A 23,215-nucleotide genomic window follows, 5' to 3' on the forward strand; every position below is an offset into this window, starting at 1 on the left:
CGCACGCGGCCCTGCGACCAACCGAGCACCTCGACTTGATGCGAAGGTTTTGATAATCTCTACCATTGATTGAATTCTGTTTTTCATCGCTGGGAGATTTCTATGAAGCTCGCATCCTTCAACGTGGAAAACCTTTTCATGCGCGCGCGGGCGCTCAGCGGTCCCGGCTTCTCGGAGGAAGGCAAGACCATCCTGAAGGCGCAGGCCGACATCAACGCCATCCTCGGCAAGAACAAATACACTGCGAACGACAAGAAGAAGATCGTCGAGCTGCTGGACGTGCTCGGCCTCAAGAAGTCCGACGAGAACAAATACGCGATCCTGCGCCAGAATCGCGGCCATCTCGTCAAGCGGCCGCAAAGCGGACCGATCCAGGTCGTTGCAGACGGACGGGGCGACTGGATCGGATGGGTCGATCTGACGATGGAGCAGGTCAACGAAGAGGCGACACGCAACACCGCGCGGGTCATGAAGGAGGTCGATGCGGACGTGCTCGGCGTGGTGGAAGCGGAAAGCCGGCCCGCCCTCGTCCGGTTCTGCAAGGACGTGATGCCCTCCGTCGAGGCCACGCCCTACGACCACATCATGCTGATCGACGGCAATGACGATCGCGGCATCGATGTCGGGCTCATGACCAGGAAAAAGTTCGAGATCGTCTCGATCGCGAGCCACGTCGATGACGAAGACGAGGATGGCCTCATCTTCAGCCGGGATTGCGCGCAGTTCGAGGTCCAGACGGCGGCAGGAAATTCGCTCATCATCCTCGCCAATCACTTCAAGAGCAAGGGATTCGGCTCCCAGGCGACGTCCAACGCCAAGCGCAAGCGTCAGGCCGCACGCACCGCGACCATCTATCGCCAGCTTCGCCAGCAGCACGATTTCATCGCGGTGATCGGCGACTTCAACGACACGCCGGACAGCGATCCGCTCAGCCCGCTGTTTCATCAAACCGGGCTGAAGGACATCAGCGAGCTCGACGGGTTCGACGATGGCGGCCGCCCGGGCACGTTCAAGAACGGCACCGCGTCGAACAAGATCGACTACATCCTGCTGTCACCGGCCCTGTTCGACAAGGCGACGGCCGGCGGCATCTTCCGCCTGGGCGTCTGGGACGGCAAGAACGGCGACCTCTTCCCTCATTTTCCGACGATCACCAGGGAAGTCGAGGCCGCTTCCGATCATGCCGCAATCTGGGCCGAGCTCGATATCTAGCAGCCCGCCCGTCGGCGCTGGCCCCCTCCGGCGGCGCCGATGACTTGCGACCGTCGCGTTTGGGGCTATGAGGGAGACCGCACAACCGCATTGACCGGATTCTCCCCCATGAAACTCCCCACCTCCCCCTTCACCGTCACCGACTGGAGCAAGATCGAGGCAACCACGCATCTTGGTGAGACGGGGCAGGCGTTGTGGCGCACGCTTAATATCGGCGAGCTCCGGGTGCGGATGGTGGAATATTCGCCGGGCTATCTGGCCGACCATTGGTGCGACCGCGGCCACGTGCTCTACGTGCTGAAGGGCGAGCTCGATTCCGAGCTGCGCGACGGGCGCACCTTCAAGCTGACGGCGGGGATGAGCTACCAGGTCTCGGATTTCGGCGACGCCGCGCACCGGTCCTCGACCGCAACCGGAGCGACGCTCTTCATCGTGGACTGAGTTGCGGCGAGCGGTTAATTTGCACCGCAAAATAGCAAAGTCCTGCGACGTTCCGAGCCGCGGGTGGTGCCTTGAACTGGCCCCAAATTCTCGCTATATTGTGATCATCGATACTTGGCCGAACGACTGGGCCGCTTCGCCTCGTTGCTAACGGGCGCGCACGCTTCAGATGACTTCTCCAAACATCGACTGAACAGGGCTATGGGCGCAACCGCGTTCCGGTCCACGTGCGTACTCTCTCTAACTAACTAAAGGAAATTCCCATGGCTATGGGCACCGTGAAGTGGTTCAACACCCAAAAGGGTTATGGTTTCATTCAGCCGGACGACGGCCAGAAGGACGTGTTCGTGCACATCAGCGCCGTCGAGCGCGCTGGCCTCTCCTCCCTCAACGAGGGTCAGAAGGTCTCGTTCGACATCGTCGCCGACCGCCGCAGCGGCAAGTCGTCGGCTGACAATCTCCGCGTCGGCTAACGCCCGCGCAACGTTCTGACCGCGGACGTACCGGCAGAACGCCAGAGTTAGAAAGCCCCGCGACCGGGATCCGGTTCGCGGGGCTTTTGTTTTGGTCCCGTCTGTTTTTGGCCCCGTCATTCCGGGGCGCCCACAGGGCGAGCCCGGAATGACGGCGTTGATCAGGCCGATTTCCTCAGCACCGCCACGAAAAACCCGTCCGTGCCGGTACGCCGCGGCGTCATCAGCCAGCCTTCGTCCGAGCGTCGTGCGGCTTGCGCAAAATCGTCCGCCTTGTCCCAGAGCACGCTTGCGGTCTGCTCGGGCGGCACGATCGCGAACTCGCCATGGCGCGCGACGAACGCCCTCACTTGCTCGCCGTTCTCTTCCGCCAGCACCGAGCAGGTGATGTAGGCGATACGGCCGCCCGGCTTTACCAGCGGAACCGCCCGCGCCAGCACCTCAGCCTGGTCGCGCAGGCGAATCTCCAGCGCACCGGGGCGCATGCGCCATTTCGCATCGGGGTTACGGCGCCAGGTTCCGGTTCCCGTGCAGGGCGCATCGATCACGACCAGATCAGCCGAGGCGCGGATGTCGGCCAGCGGATCGGCCTCGCCCTTGGGCGTGCGCACATCGGCATTGTGCACGCCGGCGCGCGACAGCCGCTCGTGGATCGGCGCGAGCTGGCGCTTGTCGCGGTCGGTCGCGATCAGCCGGCCCTTGCCCTGCATCAGGGCAGCGAGCGCCAGCGTCTTGCCGCCGGCGCCGGCGCAGAGGTCGATCACCTGCTCGCCGGGTTTTGCCGCAGTGAGCTGCGCCGCCAGCTGCGATCCCTCATCCTGCACTTCAACGGCGCCCTTGATGAAATCTTCTTCCGCCTGGATGCCGGGGTTGCGCGCATCGGCCGAAAGCTCGATGCGCAAGCCGGTTGCGGACCACGGCGTCGGTTTCGCATGAAGATGAGCAAGATTGCGCAGCACCTTGTCGCGATTGGATTTTAGCGTGTTGACGCGCAGGTCGAGCGGGGCCCGGCTGGCCATCGCTGCCGCCTCCGCCGCACGGTCCTCGCCGAACACCTTTGCAAGGTGCGGATCCAGCCATTCGGGATAGTCGCCGGCGATCGCGGCCGGCGCGCCCTCAAGGGACCGCGAGGCGAGCGCAGCCTGCTCGGCCTCGGTCAACGGCGCCGGGGCGAAGCGGCTGCCGTCGAACAAGGCGCCCATCGTCGCCGCGTCCATGTCGCGCTCGAGCCGGAGCATGCCGATCAGCCGGGCGCGCGCGGTATCGGAATCCATCAGATACGCGCTCGAGGCGTAGCGGCGCAGCACGTCCCAGACCAGGCCGGCGATGGCGGCGCGGTCGCCGGATCCGGCGAAGCGATGCGCGGTGCCCCACTCCTTCAGCGCCTTGGCCGCGGGCACGCGGTCCTTCTCGATGGTGTCGATCAGTTCGATGGCTGCGGACAGCCGGGCAGCGGGGGTCATTCTCGATCTTTCAGATCAGCATGGGGCCTAAATCAGCAACAAGAGCTTCAGCGCGAAGTAGATCCACATCGCCAGCAGCACCAGCACGCCGGCGAGCCAGACCGTGGAGCGCCGGCCGAGATCGTTGGAGGAGACGAACACCCCGGCATGGGCGAAGCGCGTCACCACGAACACCCAGGACATCAGCACGATGAAGAGATCGGCGCGGCGCAACGGCAAAGCCAGCGCGATCAGGACGTAGAACAGCACCGGCAGCTCGAACTGGTTGCGGTAGCAATTGGCGATCTGGGTGGCGCCCTTGGGCCAGTTCGGCTCGCCGAGCGCGACGTCGCGGATCCTGGTCTCGCCCGAGACCAGCGTCTTGCGGCGCGCGACGACCATGCCGATCAGCAGGGCGAAGGTGAGCCCGATCTGGACGAAGACCGGCAGCAAGACCATTTGAACGGACATCGGAACTTTCCCGGAAGGCGAAACGCCGTGCGGACCGTCATTAGCCGCGACTTCCGACGCTGACAATCAGCGAGTTGAACCGGCCTTCCCGATCTTGCGACCAACCACCGATAGTTAAAGCGATTTCGGCCCCTCTCGGGGCCCAAGGCGAGATGGCGCCATGACCACCCTGTCCAGCCTCTGGACCGTATCCGCCGACGGCCAGCTCGGTATCCTGATGTCGGCGCTGTCGGGCATCGCGATGGCACTCGCGGTCGCGCTGGCGATGACGGTCTATTTTCGTCTGAGCTACCGGAGCTGGCGCGACGTGGCCCGGCATGGCCTTGGGGCGCTCGCCGCGCTCGCCCTGTTCGCCTTTGCCGCCTACGACATGCGTCACGCCGCGCTTGCCTATCTCGGTCTCAATCCGTCCAAGCCCGCCGTCGAGTTCGAGATCCGCATGCCCCGCGAGATGCTGACGGCCATGACCGACAGCCAGATCGAGCTGCACACCGACCGCAACCAGACGCTGGCGCTGATCGACGGCGTGCGCGACCTCGATGGCGGCCGCGCCCTGCTGCGCGGCGCCGTCGCGCTCAACCACCGCACCGCGGACCGCATGCTGGTCGTGAACCTGCCGGGCAAGGGCACGTTCGAGTTCCGCCTCCGCCTGCCCGCCGAACCGCATCGCACCGGCGAGTTCGGCCCCTGGCACCTCGCCGACCGCATCGCCTCGCCGCTCGCCGGCCCGATCGCGCCGCAGGACGGCTACACGATCCGCTACCGCGTGCTTTAAACTTTGTTCGTTGCGATCCATGCCGGCGCCGTCATCGTTCCGACGCGCGACCCCGGGTAAGTTGATCGCATGTCCGAATTTCGCCTGACCCAGATTTCCGACACCCATCTCGGCCGCCGCTTCCCCGGCCTGATCGCCAACTTCCACCGGGTTTGCGAGCGTATCGACGGCGATCGGCCCGATCTCGTCGTCAACACCGGCGACGTCTCCTTCGACGGACCGACCGGCCGCGACGATATGGTCTTCGCGAAAAGCCTGCACGACGCCCTGCCCGTCGCGTGCCGCTACATCCCCGGCAATCACGACATCGGCGATAATCCGACCGCGATCGGGCCGGCGCCGAAGCCGCCGGTCAGCGAGGCGTACCGGCTGCAGTTCTGCGACATCATCGGCGCGGATCATTGGACATTCGAGGCCGCGGGCTGGCGCTTCATCGGCCTCAATTCGCTCGTGTTGAATTCAGGGCTCGCCTTCGAAGCGGAGCAATTCGACTGGCTAAGCTTCGAGCTCGCGCGCACGAACGGCAGGCCGGTCGCGCTGTTCCTGCACAAGCCGCTGTTTCTCGACCTGCCCGACGCCCCTGAAACGCCGGAGACCTCGATCCGCTACGTGCCGCAGCCGGCGCGGGCACGGCTGCTCGAGATGCTCGGGACGATCAATTTGCGCCTCGTCGCCAGCGGCCACGTGCATCAGCGGCGCGACTTCACCTGGCGCCACACCCGCCATGTCTGGGCGCCGTCGGCCGGCTTCATCATCAACGATCGGCGGCAGGACCGGGTCGCGATCAAGGAAGTCGGATTGGTCGAATATCGCTTCCGCCCCGACAGTTTCGAGGTCCGCCACGTCAGGGCCGCGGGCCAGGTGGATGTCGACATCGAAGAGCTCCTCGCCCAGATGGACGGCGAGCACTAGCGCATCGATCGGCTTAGGCGATACTCTTGAGATCCTGCTGGATCGCGGCGAGCAAGGATTGTAGCGCCTCGCTGTTCACCGGCTTGGCCGCAAGCTCATTGGCGGATGGCTGCCTGGCAGGTTGCACGGCCTTGACCGGGCGCTTCGGGAATGGTGGCGGTGCCGGCATCGCGGGACGGGTCTGATCGCCCTCCTCGTCGGCATGGACGAACTTGCCGTGGATGACGTCGTCGCGACGGCCCATGATGAACATGGTCGTCCAATAGCCGGCCGCCAGCAGGATGACGCAGAAAACACTGATCTCTAACATCGCAACACCCAAAATATGCGCGATGATTCAATGCCTTCGCGAGCCCGTCAATGAACCGCCGGTCACACCTGCGGCTTTTGCGGGCAGGTGTGGCCATTTGGTGACTCTTTGTTAACTATCTCCCAGACGGCATGTCGCGCTCCGGCCACGGGAGTCCCAGCCCCATGTCGCCTCAGGCCTTGTCCGGCCCGACCCGGACCAGCTGCTTGCCGAAATTGGCGCCTTTCAGCAGGCCGATGAAGGCGCCGGGCGCGCTCTCCAGGCCCTCGGTGACGAACTCCTTGTACTTGACCTTGCCATCGCGGACCCAGCCGGACATGTCGCGCAGGAAGTCGCCATGGCGTGCGGCGAAGTCGGACACGATGAAGCCGCGGAAGGTCAGCCGCTTGGTGAGGATGTTGCGCATCATCGCGCCGGCCCATTTTGGCGGCTTGGCCTCGGTATCGTTGTAATGGGCGATCAGGCCGCAGACCGGCACGCGGGCAAACGGGTTGAGCAGCGGGAACACCGCCTCGAACACGGCGCCGCCGACATTCTCGAAATAGACGTCGATGCCTTTCGGGCAGGCGTCCTTCAGCTTGGCGGCGAGATCGGGATCGCGGTGATCGATGCAGGCATCGAAGCCGAGCTCCTTGACCACGTAGTCGCACTTGTCCTTGCCGCCGGCGATGCCGACTGCGCGTGCGCCCTTGATCTTCGCGATCTGGCCGACGGCGGAGCCGACTGCGCCGGAAGCGCCGGCAACGACGACGGTCTCGCCCGGTTGCGGCTTGCCGATGTCGAGCAGGCCCGTGTAGGCGGTCATGCCGGGCATGCCGAGCACGCCGATCGAAGTCGAGATCGGGCCGAGCCTGGGATCGACCTTGATCAGGCCCTTGCCGTTCGAGATCGCATGGGTCTGCCAGCCGGAACGAATGCGCACGATGTCGCCGGCCGCGAAATCAGGATTGTTGGACGCCGCGACCTCGCTGACCGCCTCGCCTTCCATCACCCCGCCGACCGGCACCGGCGCAGCGTAGGACGGCCCCTCGCTCATGCGCCCGCGCATATAGGGATCGAGCGACAGCCAGATCGTGCGCAGCAGGACTTCACCCTGCCCGGGTGTCGGAACTGCGAATTCCTCCAGGCGAAAATCAGACGGCTTGGGTTCGCCGACGGGACGCGCGGCGAGAACGATGCGTTTGCCTTGGGACATGACTTCCTCCGGAGTTTTCGTTGGCGCGAGCGAAGCGGAGGGAGAGAAGCGCGTCAATACAAAAGCGGTGGATCGGTTATGCGGAGACGTGCACAGGTCTCGTGTCCCGGACGCGCTGCAACGTGAAACGTTGCTGCGCAGAGCCGGAACCCAGATTGCAACACGGCAGGATTCAACACGGCAGGATTCGGAGACATGGGCCCCGGCTCTGCAGCGCATCACCGAAGAGGTGCTGCGCTGCGTCCGGGGCCAGAGCGGAGAAAGCCTAAACCCCGCCCGGGTAGTTCGGGCTCTCGCGCGTGATCGTGACGTCGTGGACGTGGCTTTCGCGCAGGCCCGCACCGGTGATGCGGACGAACTGGGCCTTCTCGTGCAGCTCCTTCATGTCGCGCGCGCCGACGTATCCCATCGCGGCGCGAAGGCCGCCGGCGAGCTGGTGCATGACGTTGCCGACCGGGCCCTTGTAGGGCACCTGGCCCTCGATGCCTTCGGGCACGAGCTTGAGCGTGTCCTTGATGTCCTGCTGGAAGTAGCGGTCGGCCGATCCCCGCGCCATCGCGCCGACCGAGCCCATGCCGCGATAGGCCTTGTAGGAACGGCCCTGCCACAGGAAGACTTCACCGGGCGTCTCGTCGGTGCCGGCGAGCAGCGAGCCGACCATGGCGATGTCGGCACCGGCCGCGAGCGCCTTGGCAAGGTCGCCGGAGAACTTGATGCCGCCGTCGGCGATGACGGGGATGTCGGCCTTCTTCGCCGCCTCCACCGCGTCCATGATCGCGGTGAGCTGGGGAACGCCAACGCCGGCGACGATGCGGGTGGTGCAGATCGAGCCCGGGCCGATGCCGACCTTGATGCAATCGGCGCCCGCATCGATCAGCGCCTGGGTGCCCTCGGTGGTGGCGACGTTGCCGGCGACGACCTGCACCGAATTGGACAGACGCTTGATGCGGTTCACCGCCTGCAGCACGTGACGGGAATGGCCGTGCGCGGTGTCGACGACGATGAGATCGACGCCCGCATCGATCAGCCGCTCGGTCCGCTCGAAGCCGGTGTCGCCGACGGTGGTGGCGGCTGCAACGCGCAGCCGCCCCTGCGCATCCTTGCAGGCCAGCGGATGGGCGACCGCCTTTTCCATATCCTTCACGGTGATCAGGCCGACGCAGCGATATTGCTCGTCGACCACGAGCAGCTTCTCGATGCGATGCTGATGCAGCATCCGCCGCGCTTCCTCCTGGCTGACGTTCTCGCGCACCGTGACGAGGCCTTCATGCGTCATCAGCTCGGAGACTTTTTGCCGGCGGTCGGTGGCGAAGCGGACGTCGCGGTTGGTGAGGATGCCGACCAGCTTACCGGGCATGTTCTTGCCGGCGCCGGTGACCACGGGAATGCCGGAGATGCCGTGGTCGCTCATCAGCTTGAGCGCGTCGTCGAGCGAGGCCTCGGGGCTGATGGTGAGCGGGTTCACCACCATGCCCGACTCGTAGCGCTTGACCTGCCGCACCTGGACGGCCTGCCCTTCGGGATCGAAATTGCGGTGGATGACGCCGAGGCCGCCGGCCTGCGCCATCGCGATCGCCATGCGCGCCTCGGTGACGGTGTCCATGGCCGAGGCCATGATCGGGATGTTGAGCGGAATGGCGCGGGTGACGCGGGAGCGGATGTCGACCTCGCCGGGCATGACGTCCGACAGGCCCGGCTTCAGCAGCACGTCGTCGAACGTAAAGGCTTCGCGGATGCCCTGAAGTTGCACCGTGGCCATTTGCCAACTCCTTCCTGCGGCCCTGCCGCAAATGCTAATGGATGAGCGCCGCCCTCGGCGTACCTTGCGGCATCGCCTTGAGAATCGGAGCCCATCGGTGGGGTTGACGCGGGTCGATAGCACGGCCGCGCGACGAATCAAAGCAATTCGGACCGCCGGCCAGCCATGCACAGGCTTTTTCAAGGTAAATTCGGCGTAGATGGCCCGTGTAAGCCCCTCCGCAGTCATTCCGGGGCGCGACGAAGTCGCGAACCCGGAATCCATCCCGCAGCGACGCTGCGGCCTAATAGATTCCGGGTTCGCGCCAACGGGCGCGCCCCGAAATGACGGAGGCTGAGGGTCACACCGTTGTTACGCAGGATTTAGGTGCCATGCGCCGATCCGCAATGGTCGGCAGCGGGCGGCGGTGATAAGCCGCAACTCCACCCCTCCTTCCGATTTCATTATCCTGATGGTCGACAAGCAACGCGTCATTCCGCTGATCGTGGCTACGGCTCTGTTCATGGAGAACATGGACTCGACGGTCATCGCCACCTCGCTGCCGGCAATCGCGGCCGACATCGGCACCAGTCCGCTGACGCTCAAGCTCGCGATCACCTCCTATCTGCTGTCGCTCGCGGTGTTCATTCCCGCGAGCGGCTGGACCGCCGACCGCTTCGGTGCGCGGATGGTGTTCGCGGTCGCGGTCGGCGTGTTCATGGTGGGCTCAGTCGGCTGCGCGCTCTCGACCTCCGTCACCGATTTCGTGTTCGCGCGCATCCTGCAAGGCATGGGCGGCGCGATGATGACGCCGGTCGGGCGCCTCGTGCTGCTGCGCTCGGTCGATAAGAGCGCATTGGTCAACGCCATGGCCTGGGTGACGGTGCCTGCCCTGATAGGTCCCGTGATCGGCCCGCCGCTCGGCGGCTTCATCACCACCTACGCGTCATGGCACTGGATCTTCCTGATCAACATCCCGATCGGACTGCTCGGCATCTTCATGGCGCTGCGCTTCATTGATCCCATCAAGAGCGAGACCCGGGAGCCGTTCGATCTCTACGGTATGGTGCTCGCGGGCATCGGGCTTGCCGGCATCGCGTTCGGACTCTCGGTGGCCGGGCTCAATCTCCTGCCGTGGAGCACGGTCGCCGCGCTGGTGGTGGGCGGTGCGATCTCGATGACGCTGTATGTCCTGCACGCCCGGCGCACGGGGTCGCCAGTGCTGGACTTCTCGCTGTTGAGGCTGCCGACCCTGCGCGCGGCCGTGTTCGGCGGCTTCCTGTTCCGGCTCGGCATCGGCGCGCTGCCGTTTCTGCTGCCGCTCCTGATGCAGATCGGCTTCGGCCTCTCCCCGTTTCATTCCGGCCTCGTCACCTTCGCCTCCTCGCTCGGCGCGATGGGCATGAAGACGCTGGCGGCACGCATCATCCGCACCTTCGGCTTCCGCAATCTGATGACGGTGAACGCGATCGTCAGCGCATTCTTCCTCGCCGTCTGCGCGCTGTTCACGGTGACGACGCCGCTGCTCATCATCATGGTCATCCTGGTGGTCGGCGGCTTCTTCCGCTCGCTGGAGTTCACCGCGATCAACACCGTCGCCTATGCCGACGTCGAGACCGCACAGATGAGCCGCGCCACCACGCTGGTCAGCGTCAACCAGCAGCTGGCGATCTCGGCCGGCGTCGCCGTCGGCGCGGCTTGCGTCGAGACCACGATGTGGTTCAGCCATGTCAGCGAGATCAACGCCACGGTCTTTGCGCCGGCCTTCATCGTGGTCGCGCTGGCCTCGGCGGCGTCGAGCTGGTTCTTCTGGCAGATGCCGGCGGATGCCGGCCACGAGATCTCCGGCCGCAAGGCCGTGGAGATCGCGAGCCGCAAGGGCGCCGGCAAGGGCGCAGAGAAGGCCGCCGTCAAGGCGGCGAGCGAAGACACACAGGACGTGCGGGACCAGCGGCTGGGGTAATCTCTCGTCATTCCGGGGCGATGCGCAGCATCGAACCCGGAATCCATCGTGCCTCGGAACGTGTTGAGAAATAGATTCCGGGTTCGCCTCTTCGAGGCGCCCCGGAATGACGGAGTACCACTGGCTAAGCCTTCACCTCGCCGCGAAATCCCGTGACCTCGCCGCGAAATCCCGTGGCCAGCACGTAGCGTTCCGAGGAATCCTGCCGGCTCGCGGCCGGCTTCACGTGCCGCACCGTGGCGAAGTCGCGCTTGAGCTGGGCGAGCAGGTCGGCGTCGGCGCCGCTCTGGAACGTCTTGGCCAGGAACGCGCCGCCGGGCTTGAGCACGTCGCAGGCAAAGGCGGCTGCGGTCTCGACCAGGCCGACGATGCGGAGCTGGTCGGTCTTGCGGTGGCCGGTGGTGTTGGCGGCCATGTCGGACATCACGACGTCGGCGCCGCCGCCCAGCATCGCGGTGAGCTTTTCGGGCGCGTCGTTGTCCATGAAGTCCAGCTGCGCGAAATCGACGCCGGGAATCTCGGGCATCTCCAACAAATCGATCGCGACGACCTTGCCCTTGCCTTCCGTGGAGCCGACGCGCTTGGCGGCGATCTGGCTCCAGCCGCCGGGCGCGGCGCCGAGATCGACCACGGCCATGCCGGGCTTCAACAGCCGATACTTGTCGTCGATCTCCAAGAGCTTGAACGCCGCGCGCGAGCGATAGCCCGCGGCCTTGGCCTTGGCGACATAGGGATCGTTGAGCTGCCGCTCTAGCCACAGCTTCGACGACAGCTTGCGCTTGCCGCCGGTCTTGACCTTGGTCTTGACCTGGACGTGCAAGCGGCCGGTGGTGTCCTTGGCCATCTCACCAGCTCCTGAGCGCGCCGTCCTCGCGCATCATCTCGACCAGCATGCCTTCGCGCAGGCCGCGGTCGGCGACGCGCAGGCGCGGCAGCGGAAAGGCGCGCCTGATCGCATCGAGGATGGCGCAGCCGGCGAGCACGAGATCGGCGCGCTCGACGCTGATGCAGTTGTTGGACGCGCGCTCCTCGTAGCTCATGCCGAGCAGCTTGTTGATGGTCGCGGCGATGTCGGAATCGTTCATCCAGATGCTGTCGATGCGGCGGCGGTCGTAGCGCGCGAGGTTGAGATGGATGCCGGCGAGCGTCGTCACCGTGCCCGAGGTGCCGAGCAGGTGCATGTCGGCGAGATCGTCGCCGTGCTCCTCCGCGAACGGCGCGACGTGGTTCGCGACCTCCTGCTCCATCGCAGCGTAGATCTCCGGCGTCACGTCGCGTCCGCCGAACTGCTCGGCGAGCGTGACCACGCCATAGGGGATCGACATCCAGGCCTTGATGCGCGGCTCCGGGTTTTCCGGGTCGCGCTCGATCCGCACCAGCTCGGTCGAGCCGCCGCCGATGTCGAACAGGATGGCGCCGCGTCCCCTCGGGTCGACCAGCGGCGAGCAGCCGAGCACCGCAAGCGCGGCCTCGGTCTCGCGGTCGATCACCTCCAGCTCGATGCCGGTCTCGGCCGCCACGCGGCTGCGGAACCCCTCGGCATTCGAGGCGGCGCGGCAGGCCTCGGTTGCGATCAGCCGCAGCCGGCGCGCTTTGCGCAGGTTGATCTTGTCGCGGCAGATGCTGAGCGCGGCGATGGCGCGCTCGATCGCGGCCTCGCTGATGCAGCCGGTCGCCGAGACACCCTCCCCGAGCCGGATAATGCGCGAGAAGGAATCGACGACACGAAAGCCGTCCTGGGTCGGACAGGCGATCAGCAGCCTGCAATTGTTGGTGCCGAGGTCCAGCGCCGCATAGACGCCGGTTCCCGACGCCTGTGCGCCTGCCGCCGGTTCGGTGGCCAACGCCACTGCCGCCATCGACCGCTCCAGCTCGCCGTGCGGCGCATGGCCGTCGCGGAGCCGCGTGTGGTCATTCATACAAACTGTCTTTCCGCGGCCGGTCGGGCCGGTCTGGAATTGCTTTTTCGCCTGAAACATTAGCAGCGCGGCGGGTATGCGCAACAACGCATCACATAGGACCATGCCCATTCGTGCGTTGTCGTGAACGGGGTCGTGGGCTATCTCAGATAAGTCCGGTGCCATGCTGCCGCGAAAATGCGCAAATGCCGGCTTTTCAGGTCAATTCCATGCAAGAACACACCAAATCGTCCACGCTCGAGAACGCTATTGCACTGCAAAAATATGGCGTCGGGCAACCCGTCCGCCGGAAGGAGGACGACACGCTGGTGCGCGGCAAGGGCCGCTATACCGACGATTTCAACCTGCCCGGCCAGGCCTATGCCGTGGTGGTCCGTTCCACCCACGCCCATGGCATCATCCGCGGCATCGGGATCGATGCCGCCAACGCGATGCCGGGCGTGCTGGGCGTATGGACCGGCAAGGACCTCGACGCCGCCGGTTACGGCCCCTTCACCTGCGGCCTGCCGCTGAAGAGCCGCGACGGCTCGCCCCTGCTGCAGACCAACCGCCAGCCGCTGGCGACCGACAAGGTCCGCTTCGTCGGCGATCCCGTCGCCTTCGTGGTGGCCGAGACGCTGGCGCAGGCCCGCGATGCCGCCGAAGCGGTCGAGCTCGACGTCGAGCCGCTGCCGGCGGTGACCGACCCCGAGGAAGCCGCCAAGCCCGGCGCGCCGCAGCTCTATGAGCACATTCCTGATAACGTCGTGCTCGACTACCATTATGGCGACGTCGACAAGGTCAACGCCGCCTTCGCCAGCGCCGCCCACGTCACCAGGATCGACATCGAGAACACCCGCGTCGCCGTGGTCTCGATGGAGCCGCGCGTTGGGCTAGCCTCCTACGACAATAAAACCGAGCGCTATACGCTGCAGGTGCCGACGCAAGGCGTCGCCGGCAACCGCGCCAACCTCGCCAAGAACCTCAAAGTGCCGAACGAGAAGGTGCGCATCCTCACCGCCAATGTCGGCGGCTCCTTCGGCATGAAGAACATCAACTATCCCGAATACATGTGCATCCTGTATGCGGCGAAGGCGCTGGGCCGCCCGGTGAAATGGCTCGACGAGCGCTCGACCGCCTTCCTCTCCGACAGCCACGGCCGCGCGCAGAAGATCCATGCCGAGCTCGCGCTCGACGCCGAGGGGCACTTCCTGGCGGCCAGGCTGTCCGGCTACGGCAATGTCGGCGCCTACATCACCGGCGTTGCGCCCGGGCCGCTCTCGCTCAACACCGGCAAGAATTTTTCCAGCGTCTACCGTACGCCGCTGATGGCGGTCGACATCAAGGTGGTGCTGACCAACACCACGCTGATGGGCGCCTATCGCGGCGCCGGCCGGCCCGAAGCAAACTACTACATGGAACGCCTGATCGACCGCGCCGCCGACGAGATGGGCATCAACCGGCTCACCTTGCGCAAGCGCAACTTCATCAAGCCGAACCAGATCCCGTTCGCGGCCTCATCCGGCGTCACCTATGACAGCGGCGACTTCCAGGCCGTGTTCAACAAGGCGCTCGAGATCTCCGACCACGAGAACTTCGCCAAACGCAAGAAGGAGAGCAGCAAGGCCGGCAAGCTGCGCGGCATCGCGGTCGGCTCCTACCTCGAGGTCACGGCGCCGCCGAGCCCCGAGCTCGGGAAGATCGTGTTCGACGCCGACGGCACTGTGCAGCTCATCACCGGAACGCTCGATTACGGCCAGGGCCATGCCACGCCGTTCGCGCAGGTGCTGAGCGCGCAGCTCGGCGTTCCCTTCGAGAACATCAAGCTGGTGCAGGGCGACAGCGACATCATCCACACCGGCAACGGCACCGGCGGCTCGCGCTCGATCATGGCGAGCGGCCAGGCCATCGTGGGCGCCGCCAAGCTCGTCATCGAGAAAGGCAAGCGCGCGGCGGCGCACCTGCTCGAAGCGTCGGAGGCCGACATCGAGTTCGAAGGCGGCAGGTTCACGATCGCCGGCACCGATCGCAGCATCGACATCATGGAGCTCGCCAAGCGCTTGCATGACGGCAAGGTGCCCGAGGGCGTGCCTGACAGCCTCGACGTCGATCACACCAGCGAACCGATCGCCTCGGCGTTCCCGAACGGCTGCCACGTCGCCGAGGTTGAGATCGACCCGGACACCGGCGTGGTGCAGATCGTGCGCTACAGCGCGGTCAACGATTTCGGCACGGTGATCAACCCGATGCTGGTCGCAGGCCAGCTTCATGGCGGCGTCGTGCAAGGCATCGGGCAGGCGCTGATGGAGCAGATCCGCTACGACGACAGCGGCCAGCCGATCACGGGCTCGCTGATGGACTACGCCCTGCCCCGCGCCGAGGACGTCCCCAACATGACGATCGGCGATCATCCGGTGCCCGCCACCACCAACCCGCTCGGCAGCAAGGGCTGCGGCGAAGCCGGCTGCGCCGGCAGCCTGTCGACGGTGGTGAACGCGGTGATCGATGCGCTCTCCGACTACGGCATCAAGCACATCGACATGCCGCTGACCCCCGAGCGGGTGTGGCGCGCGATCCAGGACGCGAAGGCCAAGGCGGCGTAAGGGGGGCCGTTTGTAGAGACGGACACTCTCCGCTTCCTCACTCACAACTGGATCGCCCGCGAAGGCGGGCGATCCAGTATTTTAGGGGCGGTTGTGATTCAGCCGAGAAGTCTCGGCGTACTGGATGCCCCGGTCAAGCCGGGGCATGCCCCGGTCAAGCCGGGGCATGACACCGCGCTCGAACCTCACCAGTCGTTCCGGTTCGATGATTCGCATCGCCCCGGAATGACGTTGTCGGTAAATTACGCCGCCGCCTGCTCGCGCGGCTGGTAGATCGCGGTGTGCTGGCAATGCGCCAGCGGCGTGGTGCCGTTGGCGACGACCAGCGCGTCGAGCTCGACGAAGCGGTGGCCCTTCTTCTCGTAGTTCGCAGTGACCCTGGCCCGCGCGGTGATCTCGTCGCCGGCGCGCGCGGCCGACAGCAATTGCATGCGGCTGCCGACATGGATCCAGGGGCCCAGAATGGTGTTGTCGACCAGCACGCGGTTCATCACGCGCTGGATCAGGCCGGGATGGCCAAGCCCCTCGCGCGCGAAGATCGGATCCTTCTCCCTGACGTCGGCGAGATAGTCCGCCGCGTCCTGCCCGATCCATCGGCGCGGCGCCGTGCCGAGCCATTTGCCCGTCTCGAACGTCGCGGGACCGACCGGCTTGCGCTCGGCCGCCACGGGCACCGCGACATAATCGTCCAGCGACACCGCCGGCGCGGACGCCGGCAGCGAGGCCGTCCCGGTCGCGCAGAGCTCGGTGCGGCTGAACACCTCGATGGTCAGCACGTCGTTGTGCTCGGTGGCGTCGACATCGGCGGTCTCGCCGTCATAGACCGGCTTGATGAAGCGCGCCTCGATCAGCCCGCGCGACAGGAAATCACGCCCCCAGCGCGCGATCGGCACGTGCATCATGTAGGCGAAGACGTCGACACCCGGGACCAGCCCGCCGGAAAAGCCGAAGCGCTGCGCCACCTTGTCGTCATGCATCTTGTTCTCGGATTGTTTGGCGGTGTTGTAGGCCTCGACGCGGTAGGTTTCGAGCCGGTTCGGCATGGTCGGCGTTCCCCATATTCTTGTTGCTTCAAGGCCGATCGTAGACCCCGGGGAACAGCGGTCAATCCCCTCGCCTTTGCGGCCCGGATGGGGTACCACGCGGCGAATGACCGACACTCCCACCCGCATCTATGTCGACGCCGACGCCTGTCCGGTGAAGGACGAGATCTACCGCGTGGCGCTCCGGCATGGCGTGCCCGTCAGCGTGGTCGCCGGCAATTTCATCCGCGTGCCGCAGGACCCGCTGATCGAGCGTATTGCCGCAGGGAGCGGTATGGACGCCGCCGATGACTGGATCGCCGAGCGCGCCCGCCCCGGCGACGTCGTGGTGACCTCGGACATCCCGCTCGCCAGCCGCTGCGTCAAGGCCGGCGCCGACGTGATCGCGCCGAACGGCAAGCCGTTCACGGAGGAATCGATCGGCATGACGCTGGCGGTTCGCAATCTGATGACCGATCTGCGCTCGGCCGGCGAGGTCACCGGCGGCCCCAGATCGTTCGCGCCGCGCGACCGCTCCGCCTTCCTCTCGGCGCTCGACCAGACGCTGCGCCGGATCCAGCGCCGCCGTGCGGGCCAAGCCGCAACATCTCAGGGTTGACGATGGCGCCGCCGCTGATCCAACTCAAGGACATCAGGCTGACCTTCGGCGGCACGCCGCTGCTGTCGGGCGTCGAGCTCAATGTCGCGCCATCCGAGCGGGTCTGCCTGATCGGCCGCAACGGCTCCGGCAAATCGACGCTGCTCAAGATCGCGGCCGGGCTGGTCGAGCCCGACGGCGGCACGCGCTTCGTGCAGCCCGGCGCCACCGTGCGCTATCTGCCGCAGGAGCCTGATTTCGGCGCGCACAAGACCACGCTTGCTTACGTCGAATCCGGGCTCGCGCCCGGCGACGACCAGCATCAGGCGCGCTATCTCCTGGAGCAGCTCGGCCTCACCGGCGAGGAGAACCCGCACGATCTTTCCGGCGGCGAGGCCCGCCGCGCGGCGCTGACCTATGTGCTGGCGCCCTCGCCCGACATTCTGCTGCTGGACGAGCCGACCAACCATCTCGATCTCGCCACCATCGAATGGCTGGAGCGGGAGCTCGACAGCCGCCGCAGCGCCCCTCGTCATCATCAGCCATGACCGCCGCTTCCTCACCAATCTCTCGCGCTCCACCGCCTGGCTCGACCGCGGCAGGATCAAGCAGATCGACCGCGGCTTCGCCTCGTTCGAGAGCTGGCGCGACGAGGTGCTGGCCGAGGAAGAGCGCGACCAGCACAAGCTCGACCGCAAGATCGTCGACGAGGAGCACTGGCTGCGCCACGGCGTCTCCGGCCGGCGCAAGCGCAACGTCAAGCGCCTCGCCAACCTGCATGCGTTGCGCGACCAGCGTCGCAATTATCGCGGCACCGCTGGCACCGCCAGTCTCGCAGCCAGCGAAGCCGAGCAATCCGGCAAGCTGGTGATCGAGGCGAAGGGCATCACCAAGGCCTATGGCGAGCGCAAGATCGTCGACAATTTTTCAACCCGCATCCAGCGCGGCGACCGCCTCGGCATCATCGGGCCGAACGGCGCCGGCAAGACCACGCTGGTCAACCTGCTCACTGGCGGCATGCAGCCGGATTCCGGGACGATACGTCTCGGAGCCAATCTGGAGGTAGCCACGCTCGATCAGCACCGCGAAAGCCTCGATCCAAAATCGACGCTGGCGGAGGCCCTGACCGGCGGCCGCGGCGACCAAATCATGGTCGGCGGCAAGCCGAAGCACGTCGTCGGCTACATGAAGGATTTCCTGTTCGCGCAGGAGCAGCGCGGCACGCCGGTGGAGGTGCTCTCCGGCGGCGAGCGTGGCCGCTTGATGCTGGCGCGCGCACTGGCCAAGCCCTCGAACCTCCTGGTGCTGGACGAGCCGACCAACGATCTCGATCTCGAAACCCTCGACGTGCTCGAGGAGATGCTCGGCGATTACGAGGGCACGGTGATCCTGATCAGCCACGACCGCGACTTCCTCGACCGCGTCGTCACTTCCGTGATCGCGCCCGAGGGCAACGGCAAGTGGATCGAATATGCCGGCGGCTATAGCGACATGCTCACGCAGCGCGGTGCAGATTTGAAACGCGAAGCGCCGAAAGCGCAAGCCTCTGTGGAGAAGAAGGAGGAGCGCGCCGCCGCTCCCTCGTCCGTGCCCAAGCGCAAGCTCAGCTTCAACGAGAAGCACGCGCTGGAGACGCTGCCGAAGAAGATGGAGACGTTGCAGGCCGACATCGCCAGGCTGCAGCGCGTGCTGGACGATCCCAGTCTCTATGCGAAAGATCGCAAAAAATTCGACGAGACGTCGGCCGCCATCGCCAAGGCGCATGAAGAATTGTCGGCCGCCGAGGAGCGCTGGCTCGAACTCGAAATGCTGCGTGAAGAGATTGAACAGGCTTGAACCGTAGGATGGGTAGAGCGCAGCGAAACCCATCGATACCTACCCGGTTGCTGCGAATGATGGGTTTCGCTGCGCTCTACCCATCCTACAGGACCGAACATAGAGACATCACATGACCACTCCCCTCGCCGCAAAAATCGCCCGCGAATACGGCACGCCCTGCGCCGTCATCGACATGGACAGGGTCGAGCGCAACATCGCGCGGATCCAAAAGGCCTGCGACGACGCCGGCATCGCCAACCGCCCGCACATCAAGACGCACAAGAACCCGACCATCGCGAAGATGCAGGTCGCGGCCGGCGCGAAGGGCATCACCTGCCAGAAGCTCGGCGAGGCCGAGATCATGGTCAATGCCGGCATCGACGACATCCTGATCAGCTACAACCTGATCGGCGACGAGAAGATGGCACGCCTCGGGGCGCTGCAGGCCAAGGCCAACATGACGGTCGCCGCCGACAATTCCACCGTCGTCGCCGGCCTGCCGAAGGCGGCGGCGGCGTCCGGCCGCCCGCTCTCGGTCGTTGTCGAATGCGATACGGGGCGCAAGCGCGCAGGGGTCGAGACGCCGGCCGAAGCCATCGCGCTGGCGCGCGAGATCGCCGCGTCCAAGGGGCTCGAATTCGCCGGCTTCATGCTGTATCCGACCGAGACCGGCTGGGCGGACGCGCAGAAGTTCTACGACGAGGCACTGGCCGGCGTGCGCGCGCACGGGCTGGATGCCAGGATCGTCTCGACCGGCGGCACGCCGAACCTCGTCAACATCGGCAAGCTCAAGGGCGGCACCGAGCACCGCTTCGGCACCTACATCTACAACGACCGCATGCAGGTTGCCGCGGGCTCGGCGACCTGGGACGACTGTGCGCTGCACATCTATTCGACGGTGGTGAGCCGGGCCGCGCCCGAGCGCGGCATTTTAGACGCCGGCTCGAAGACGCTGACGACGGATACCGGCGGGCTGGACGGCCACGGCCTGATCCTGGAGCATCCCGAGGCGAAGATCGCCAAATTCGCCGAGGAGCACGGCTTCCTCGACCTCTCCCGCAGCAACACCCGTCCCAATGTCGGCGACGTCGTCCGCATCGTGCCGAACCATGTCTGCGTCGTCGTCAACATGATGGACGAAGTGGTGATGGTGCGCGGCGAGGAGATCATCGGCACGCTGCCGGTCGCCGCGCGGGGGAAGCTGCGGTAGGCGGTTCGGCGCGGTGGTAGGATGGGTAGAGCCAGCCCAACGCGCCCCTGCCCGCTGCAGCCCCGGTCGCGAACGAGGCCTGGAGGAGATAACCGCCGGTCGGCGCTTCCCAGTCCAGCATCTCGCCGGCAGCGAACACGCCCGGCAATTTGCGCAGCATGAAGCGGTCGTCGAGCTCGTCGAAGGCGATCCCGCCCGCGGTCGAGATCGCGCGCTCGATCGGGGCTGTGCCTGTGAGCTGCACCGGGATGGCGTTGATCAGCTGCGCAAGCTCCGCCGGCGCGAACGAGGCCAGCGTTCGGCCGGACGCAATGGCGGCCTCCTGCATCAGGCCGATGCCGACCGGTGACAGCTGCGCCGCCTTGCGCAGGAAGTTCGCCAGCGATTGCTTGCCGCGCACGCCCGACAGCCGCGTGGTCAGCGCAGCGGCGTCGAGATTCGGCCGCAATGCGATCAGCAACGTCGCCTGGCCAAGACCCAGCACCGTCTCGCGCAGCTCCGCCGACAGCGCGTAGACCGCGCCGCCTTCGATACCGCTGCGGGTGATCATGGCTTCGCCGCGCACCGTGTGTGCACCGATCGTCAGCGCCACGCCCTTGAGTGGCTGTCCCTCGAAGCGATCGCGGAACACGTTTGACCAGGCGACCGTGAAGCCGGAATTGGCGGGCCGCAGTCTGGAAATGGCAACGCCCTTGGCAGCGAGGAGCCCGACCCAGCCGCCATCCGAGCCGAGCCGCGGCCAGCTCGCGCCGCCGAGCGCAAGGACCGTGGCGTCGGCAACAACCGCCGCCTCGCCAGCAGGCGTTCGAAACAACAGCCGTCCCTCGCCGTCCCAGCCGGTCCAGCGATGCCGGAAGGCAAACCGCACGCCGCTGGCGTCGAGCCGCCGCAGCCAAGCGCGCAGCAGGGGCGAAGCCTTGAACGCTTTCGGAAACACCCGGCCGCTACTGCCGACGAAGGTCGGCTCGCCCAATGCTTCGCTCCACGCCCGCAGCGCCTCGGGCGAAAACGCCGCGATCGCCGCCTGCAGCCTCGGGGCGGCCTCGCGGTAGCGCGCCATGAACTGGGCGAGCGGCTCGCTGTGGGTGAGATTGAGCCCGCCCCGGCCCGCCATCAGGAATTTGCGGCCGGCGGACGGCATCGCGTCATAGACGGTGACGCGGGCGCCGCCCTGCGCCAGCACCTCCGCCGCCATCAGCCCGGCGGGACCGGCGCCGATGACGGCGATGTGGGAGTCGGATGAGGTCATGGCGGGAGTTTAGGGCAGATTCTCACGCCTCGCTCGTCATTCCGGGGCGCGCCACTTGGCGCGAACTATGGTGCGCAATTGCGCACCTGAGAATCCATGAGGCGGCGGATTCTGAGGCGCGATGGATTCCGGGTTCGCGCTCCGCGCGCCCCGGAATGACAACTCAGAGCTTGATCCCCGCCCGCGCCGCGGCCTGCGCCACGTATTTCTGCGTCTGCTCGAACGCGCCCGTGAGCGCCCTGGCTTTCGACATGTCGCTGATCTCGGCGAAATGCGCGGCGACCGCGTCCGGCGTCCATTCAGGCTCCGGCAGGTTGATGCCTTCGCTCTCCAAAATCTTGATCACTGCGAAGGAGCCGGCGCCGGCACCCATGATGGTGCGGGTCGGGGCGTCCTCGCTGAGCATGTATTCGACCGCGGGCGTGATCGCGTTCGGCTTCATCAGCTGCAGGGCCTGGGGCGGCAGCAGCTCCTCGGTCATGCGGGTCGCGGCCGTCGGCGAGATGATGTTGACGCGGATGTCGTTCTTGCGGCCCTCTTCCGCGAGCACGTTCATCAAACCGACCATGCCGGATTTCGCCGCGCCGTAATTGGCCTGGCCGAAATTGCCATAGAGGCCGGAGGACGAGGTCGTCAGCACGATGCGGCCGTAATTGCGGTCGCGCATGCCGGCCCAGGCCGCCTTGCAGCAATAGAAGGTGCCGACGAGATGCACGTCCAGTACCTTCTGGAAATCGGCGACCTCCATCTTGCCGAACGACTTGTCGCGCAGAATGCCGGCATTGGCGCACAAGAGGTCGACGCTGCCCCATTCCTTGGTGGCGCGCTCGACCATGGCGGTGACCTGCTCGAAGTTCGAGACATCAGCGCCGTCGGCCATCGCCGTGCCGCCGGCCTTGCGAATTTCCTCGACCACGGCTTCGGCCGGCGACAGCGAACCGCCGGTGCCGTCGCGCGCGCCGCCGAAATCGTTGACGACGACTTTGGCGCCGCGGCTCGCGAGCCCCAGCGCATGCGCCTTGCCAAGACCATTGCCCGCGCCGGTGACGATGGCGACGCGTCCGTCGAACCTGATTGCCATGAATTACGTCCTGTTCTTCCCTTCTCCCCTTGTGGGAGAAGGTGGCGCGAAGCGCCGGATGAGGGGTCTCTCTCGGCAGATGAGTTCGCGGAGAGAGACCCCTCACCCGCCTCGCTTCGCGAGGCACCCTCTCCCACAAGGGGAGAGGGGACGCCCCGACTTTGGTCAGCTTTTGAGCAGCGATAAATGGCCGGGTCAAGCCCGGCCATGGCGGGCGGAGTTACTCGAAATAGATCAACCCGAGCCAGTCGGCCACCAGCGCCGGCTTGTCCTCGCCTTCGATCTCGACCGTGACGTTGGTGCGGGACTGCAATTCGTTCGGCTTGCGCAGCTTGGCTTCCGCCAACACGAAGCGACCGCGGATGCGCTTGCCGGATCGAACCGGCGAGATGAAGCGCAGCTTGTCGAAACCGTAATTGACGCCCATCGTGGTGCCCGCGATCGCCGGCATCACTTCATACGACATCACCGACAACATCGACATCGTCAGGAAGCCGTGCGCGATGGTGGTGCCAAACGCGGTTTCCTTCCTGGCTCTTTCGGGATCGACGTGGATGAACTGGTGATCCTCGGTGACGTCAGCATAGGTGTCGATGCGGGACTGGTCGATCAGATGCCAGGACGACACGCCGATCTCCTTGCCGACCAGAGCCTGATAGGCATCGAGCGTGATCGGCGGCGACTTCCAGATTTGGTTCATTGATGACTCAATTGCCGTCATTCCGGGGCGCGCAAAGCCCGAACCCGGAATCCATTTGACAGCAAACGCGGCCGCAAAATGGATTCCGGGTTCGACGCTGCGCA

General features: G+C 65.9%; 20 protein-coding genes and 1 pseudogene. 10 read left to right on the forward strand and 11 right to left on the reverse strand.

Going from position 1 to position 23,215, the window contains the following annotated elements:
• Nucleotides 1–102 precede the first annotated feature (102 nt).
• The 3 genes from ACETMP_RS10220 (at nucleotide 103) to ACETMP_RS10230 (ending at nucleotide 2,126) form a co-directional block, all read left to right on the forward strand.
• Nucleotides 103–1,212 (forward strand): endonuclease/exonuclease/phosphatase family protein, encoded by a 1,110-nt coding sequence (locus ACETMP_RS10220; protein WP_375160838.1) that lies wholly within the window; start codon nucleotides 103–105, stop codon nucleotides 1,210–1,212.
• Between the two features lie 108 nt (nucleotides 1,213–1,320).
• Nucleotides 1,321–1,653, forward strand: a complete 333-nt coding sequence (locus tag ACETMP_RS10225; protein WP_375160839.1) for a DHCW motif cupin fold protein — start codon at nucleotides 1,321–1,323, stop codon at nucleotides 1,651–1,653.
• 263 nt (nucleotides 1,654–1,916) lie between these two features.
• Nucleotides 1,917–2,126: a cold-shock protein gene (locus tag ACETMP_RS10230; RefSeq protein ID WP_008141931.1), complete on the forward strand. Its 210-nt coding sequence runs from the start codon at nucleotides 1,917–1,919 to the stop codon at nucleotides 2,124–2,126.
• Between the two features lie 161 nt (nucleotides 2,127–2,287).
• Here ACETMP_RS10230 and ACETMP_RS10235 read toward each other — a convergent pair whose 3' ends face one another.
• Together ACETMP_RS10235 and ACETMP_RS10240 are read right to left on the reverse strand one after the other, a co-directional pair.
• Complete coding sequence (locus tag ACETMP_RS10235) at nucleotides 2,288–3,589, reverse strand: RsmB/NOP family class I SAM-dependent RNA methyltransferase (RefSeq protein WP_375160840.1); 1,302 nt, start codon at nucleotides 3,587–3,589, stop codon at nucleotides 2,288–2,290.
• Between the two features lie 27 nt (nucleotides 3,590–3,616).
• Nucleotides 3,617–4,039, reverse strand: a complete 423-nt coding sequence (locus ACETMP_RS10240) for an MAPEG family protein (protein ID WP_375160841.1) — start codon at nucleotides 4,037–4,039, stop codon at nucleotides 3,617–3,619.
• Nucleotides 4,040–4,199: 160 nt separating this feature from the next.
• Between ACETMP_RS10240 and ACETMP_RS10245 the strand changes: the two genes are divergently transcribed.
• Both ACETMP_RS10245 and ACETMP_RS10250 read left to right on the forward strand, forming a co-directional pair.
• Nucleotides 4,200–4,814 (forward strand): acriflavin resistance protein, encoded by a 615-nt coding sequence (locus ACETMP_RS10245; protein WP_375160842.1) that lies wholly within the window; start codon nucleotides 4,200–4,202, stop codon nucleotides 4,812–4,814.
• Nucleotides 4,815–4,883: 69 nt separating this feature from the next.
• Nucleotides 4,884–5,726, forward strand: coding sequence for a metallophosphoesterase family protein (locus ACETMP_RS10250; RefSeq protein WP_375160843.1), 843 nt, complete (start codon nucleotides 4,884–4,886; stop codon nucleotides 5,724–5,726).
• 13 nt (nucleotides 5,727–5,739) lie between these two features.
• Here ACETMP_RS10250 and ACETMP_RS10255 read toward each other — a convergent pair whose 3' ends face one another.
• The 3 genes from ACETMP_RS10255 to guaB form a co-directional block, all read right to left on the reverse strand.
• Nucleotides 5,740–6,036, reverse strand: a complete 297-nt coding sequence (locus ACETMP_RS10255) for a hypothetical protein (protein ID WP_375160844.1) — start codon at nucleotides 6,034–6,036, stop codon at nucleotides 5,740–5,742.
• A 172-nt stretch (nucleotides 6,037–6,208) separates the two neighbouring features.
• A complete protein-coding gene (locus ACETMP_RS10260) occupies nucleotides 6,209–7,231 on the reverse strand; it encodes an NADP-dependent oxidoreductase (protein WP_375160845.1) in 1,023 nt (340 codons plus the stop codon).
• 265 nt (nucleotides 7,232–7,496) lie between these two features.
• The gene (guaB, locus tag ACETMP_RS10265) at nucleotides 7,497–8,990 is read right to left on the reverse strand and encodes an IMP dehydrogenase (RefSeq protein ID WP_375160846.1); all 1,494 of its coding nucleotides are present in this window, start codon (nucleotides 8,988–8,990) and stop codon (nucleotides 7,497–7,499) included.
• A gap of 451 nt (nucleotides 8,991–9,441) precedes the next feature.
• On the opposite strand from guaB, the gene ACETMP_RS10270 reads away from it, so the two are divergent.
• Entirely contained in the window at nucleotides 9,442–10,932 is a 1,491-nt protein-coding gene (locus ACETMP_RS10270) for an MFS transporter (protein WP_375160847.1), read from the forward strand.
• Nucleotides 10,933–11,056: 124 nt separating this feature from the next.
• Here the strand turns inward: ACETMP_RS10270 and ACETMP_RS10275 are convergent, their stop codons facing one another.
• Together ACETMP_RS10275 and ACETMP_RS10280 are read right to left on the reverse strand one after the other, a co-directional pair.
• Nucleotides 11,057–11,776, reverse strand: a complete 720-nt coding sequence (locus ACETMP_RS10275) for an RlmE family RNA methyltransferase (protein ID WP_375160848.1) — start codon at nucleotides 11,774–11,776, stop codon at nucleotides 11,057–11,059.
• 1 nt (nucleotide 11,777) lies between these two features.
• Nucleotides 11,778–12,851 carry a Ppx/GppA phosphatase family protein gene (locus ACETMP_RS10280; RefSeq protein ID WP_375160849.1) on the reverse strand — a complete coding sequence of 358 codons (1,074 nt, stop codon included), beginning with the start codon at nucleotides 12,849–12,851 and terminating at the stop codon, nucleotides 11,778–11,780.
• Nucleotides 12,852–13,060: 209 nt separating this feature from the next.
• On the opposite strand from ACETMP_RS10280, the gene ACETMP_RS10285 reads away from it, so the two are divergent.
• Nucleotides 13,061–15,433, forward strand: a complete 2,373-nt coding sequence (locus tag ACETMP_RS10285; RefSeq protein WP_375160850.1) for a xanthine dehydrogenase family protein molybdopterin-binding subunit — start codon at nucleotides 13,061–13,063, stop codon at nucleotides 15,431–15,433.
• Nucleotides 15,434–15,675: 242 nt separating this feature from the next.
• On the opposite strand, the gene ACETMP_RS10290 is transcribed toward ACETMP_RS10285, so the two are convergent.
• The gene (locus ACETMP_RS10290) at nucleotides 15,676–16,476 is read right to left on the reverse strand and encodes a hypothetical protein (protein WP_375160851.1); all 801 of its coding nucleotides are present in this window, start codon (nucleotides 16,474–16,476) and stop codon (nucleotides 15,676–15,678) included.
• A gap of 106 nt (nucleotides 16,477–16,582) precedes the next feature.
• On the opposite strand from ACETMP_RS10290, the gene ACETMP_RS10295 reads away from it, so the two are divergent.
• The 3 genes and pseudogenes from ACETMP_RS10295 (at nucleotide 16,583) to ACETMP_RS10305 (ending at nucleotide 20,081) form a co-directional block, all read left to right on the forward strand.
• Nucleotides 16,583–17,074, forward strand: a complete 492-nt coding sequence (locus tag ACETMP_RS10295; RefSeq protein ID WP_375160852.1) for a YaiI/YqxD family protein — start codon at nucleotides 16,583–16,585, stop codon at nucleotides 17,072–17,074.
• Between the two features lie 2 nt (nucleotides 17,075–17,076).
• Nucleotides 17,077–18,889 (forward strand): annotated as a pseudogene (locus tag ACETMP_RS10300) (ABC-F family ATP-binding cassette domain-containing protein).
• A 112-nt stretch (nucleotides 18,890–19,001) separates the two neighbouring features.
• On the forward strand, nucleotides 19,002–20,081 hold the full coding sequence (locus tag ACETMP_RS10305; RefSeq protein WP_375160853.1) for a D-TA family PLP-dependent enzyme: 1,080 nt from the start codon (nucleotides 19,002–19,004) through the stop codon (nucleotides 20,079–20,081).
• Here the strand turns inward: ACETMP_RS10305 and ACETMP_RS10310 are convergent.
• The 3 genes from ACETMP_RS10310 to ACETMP_RS10320 form a co-directional block, all read right to left on the reverse strand.
• On the reverse strand, nucleotides 20,038–21,330 hold the full coding sequence (locus ACETMP_RS10310) for an NAD(P)/FAD-dependent oxidoreductase (protein WP_375160854.1): 1,293 nt from the start codon (nucleotides 21,328–21,330) through the stop codon (nucleotides 20,038–20,040). The two genes, ACETMP_RS10305 and ACETMP_RS10310, sit on opposite strands and share 44 nt — an antisense overlap.
• 163 nt (nucleotides 21,331–21,493) lie before the next feature.
• Entirely contained in the window at nucleotides 21,494–22,411 is a 918-nt protein-coding gene (locus ACETMP_RS10315) for an SDR family NAD(P)-dependent oxidoreductase (protein WP_375160855.1), read from the reverse strand.
• 220 nt (nucleotides 22,412–22,631) lie between these two features.
• A complete protein-coding gene (locus tag ACETMP_RS10320) occupies nucleotides 22,632–23,111 on the reverse strand; it encodes a MaoC family dehydratase (protein ID WP_375160856.1) in 480 nt (159 codons plus the stop codon).
• Between the last annotated feature and the right edge of the window lie 104 nt (nucleotides 23,112–23,215).

It is taken from the genome of Bradyrhizobium dasycarpum, assembly GCF_042019905.1.
GTDB lineage: Bacteria > Pseudomonadota > Alphaproteobacteria > Rhizobiales > Xanthobacteraceae > Bradyrhizobium > Bradyrhizobium japonicum_B.

Bases quoted from the DNA above. Each gene is read 5' to 3' on its own strand.
- ACETMP_RS10235 (WP_375160840.1), bottom strand. From the start codon at position 3,589: ATGACCCCCGCTGCCCGGCTGTCCGCAGCCATCGAACTGATCGACACC.
- ACETMP_RS10275 (WP_375160848.1), bottom strand. From the start codon at position 11,776: ATGGCCAAGGACACCACCGGCCGCTTGCACGTCCAGGTCAAGACCAAG.
- ACETMP_RS10315 (WP_375160855.1), bottom strand. From the start codon at position 22,411: ATGGCAATCAGGTTCGACGGACGCGTCGCCATCGTCACCGGCGCGGGC.
- ACETMP_RS10290 (WP_375160851.1), bottom strand. From the start codon at position 16,476: ATGCCGAACCGGCTCGAAACCTACCGCGTCGAGGCCTACAACACCGCC.
- ACETMP_RS10225 (WP_375160839.1), top strand. From the start codon at position 1,321: ATGAAACTCCCCACCTCCCCCTTCACCGTCACCGACTGGAGCAAGATC.
- ACETMP_RS10245 (WP_375160842.1), top strand. From the start codon at position 4,200: ATGACCACCCTGTCCAGCCTCTGGACCGTATCCGCCGACGGCCAGCTC.
- ACETMP_RS10305 (WP_375160853.1), top strand. From the start codon at position 19,002: ATGACCACTCCCCTCGCCGCAAAAATCGCCCGCGAATACGGCACGCCC.
- ACETMP_RS10240 (WP_375160841.1), bottom strand. From the start codon at position 4,039: ATGTCCGTTCAAATGGTCTTGCTGCCGGTCTTCGTCCAGATCGGGCTC.
- ACETMP_RS10260 (WP_375160845.1), bottom strand. From the start codon at position 7,231: ATGTCCCAAGGCAAACGCATCGTTCTCGCCGCGCGTCCCGTCGGCGAA.
- ACETMP_RS10220 (WP_375160838.1), top strand. From the start codon at position 103: ATGAAGCTCGCATCCTTCAACGTGGAAAACCTTTTCATGCGCGCGCGG.
- ACETMP_RS10320 (WP_375160856.1), bottom strand. From the start codon at position 23,111: ATGAACCAAATCTGGAAGTCGCCGCCGATCACGCTCGATGCCTATCAG.
- ACETMP_RS10310 (WP_375160854.1), bottom strand. From the start codon at position 21,330: ATGACCTCATCCGACTCCCACATCGCCGTCATCGGCGCCGGTCCCGCC.
- ACETMP_RS10270 (WP_375160847.1), top strand. From the start codon at position 9,442: ATGGTCGACAAGCAACGCGTCATTCCGCTGATCGTGGCTACGGCTCTG.
- ACETMP_RS10250 (WP_375160843.1), top strand. From the start codon at position 4,884: ATGTCCGAATTTCGCCTGACCCAGATTTCCGACACCCATCTCGGCCGC.
- ACETMP_RS10230 (WP_008141931.1), top strand. From the start codon at position 1,917: ATGGCTATGGGCACCGTGAAGTGGTTCAACACCCAAAAGGGTTATGGT.
- ACETMP_RS10280 (WP_375160849.1), bottom strand. From the start codon at position 12,851: ATGAATGACCACACGCGGCTCCGCGACGGCCATGCGCCGCACGGCGAG.
- ACETMP_RS10285 (WP_375160850.1), top strand. From the start codon at position 13,061: ATGCAAGAACACACCAAATCGTCCACGCTCGAGAACGCTATTGCACTG.
- ACETMP_RS10255 (WP_375160844.1), bottom strand. From the start codon at position 6,036: ATGTTAGAGATCAGTGTTTTCTGCGTCATCCTGCTGGCGGCCGGCTAT.
- guaB (WP_375160846.1), bottom strand. From the start codon at position 8,990: ATGGCCACGGTGCAACTTCAGGGCATCCGCGAAGCCTTTACGTTCGAC.
- ACETMP_RS10295 (WP_375160852.1), top strand. From the start codon at position 16,583: ATGACCGACACTCCCACCCGCATCTATGTCGACGCCGACGCCTGTCCG.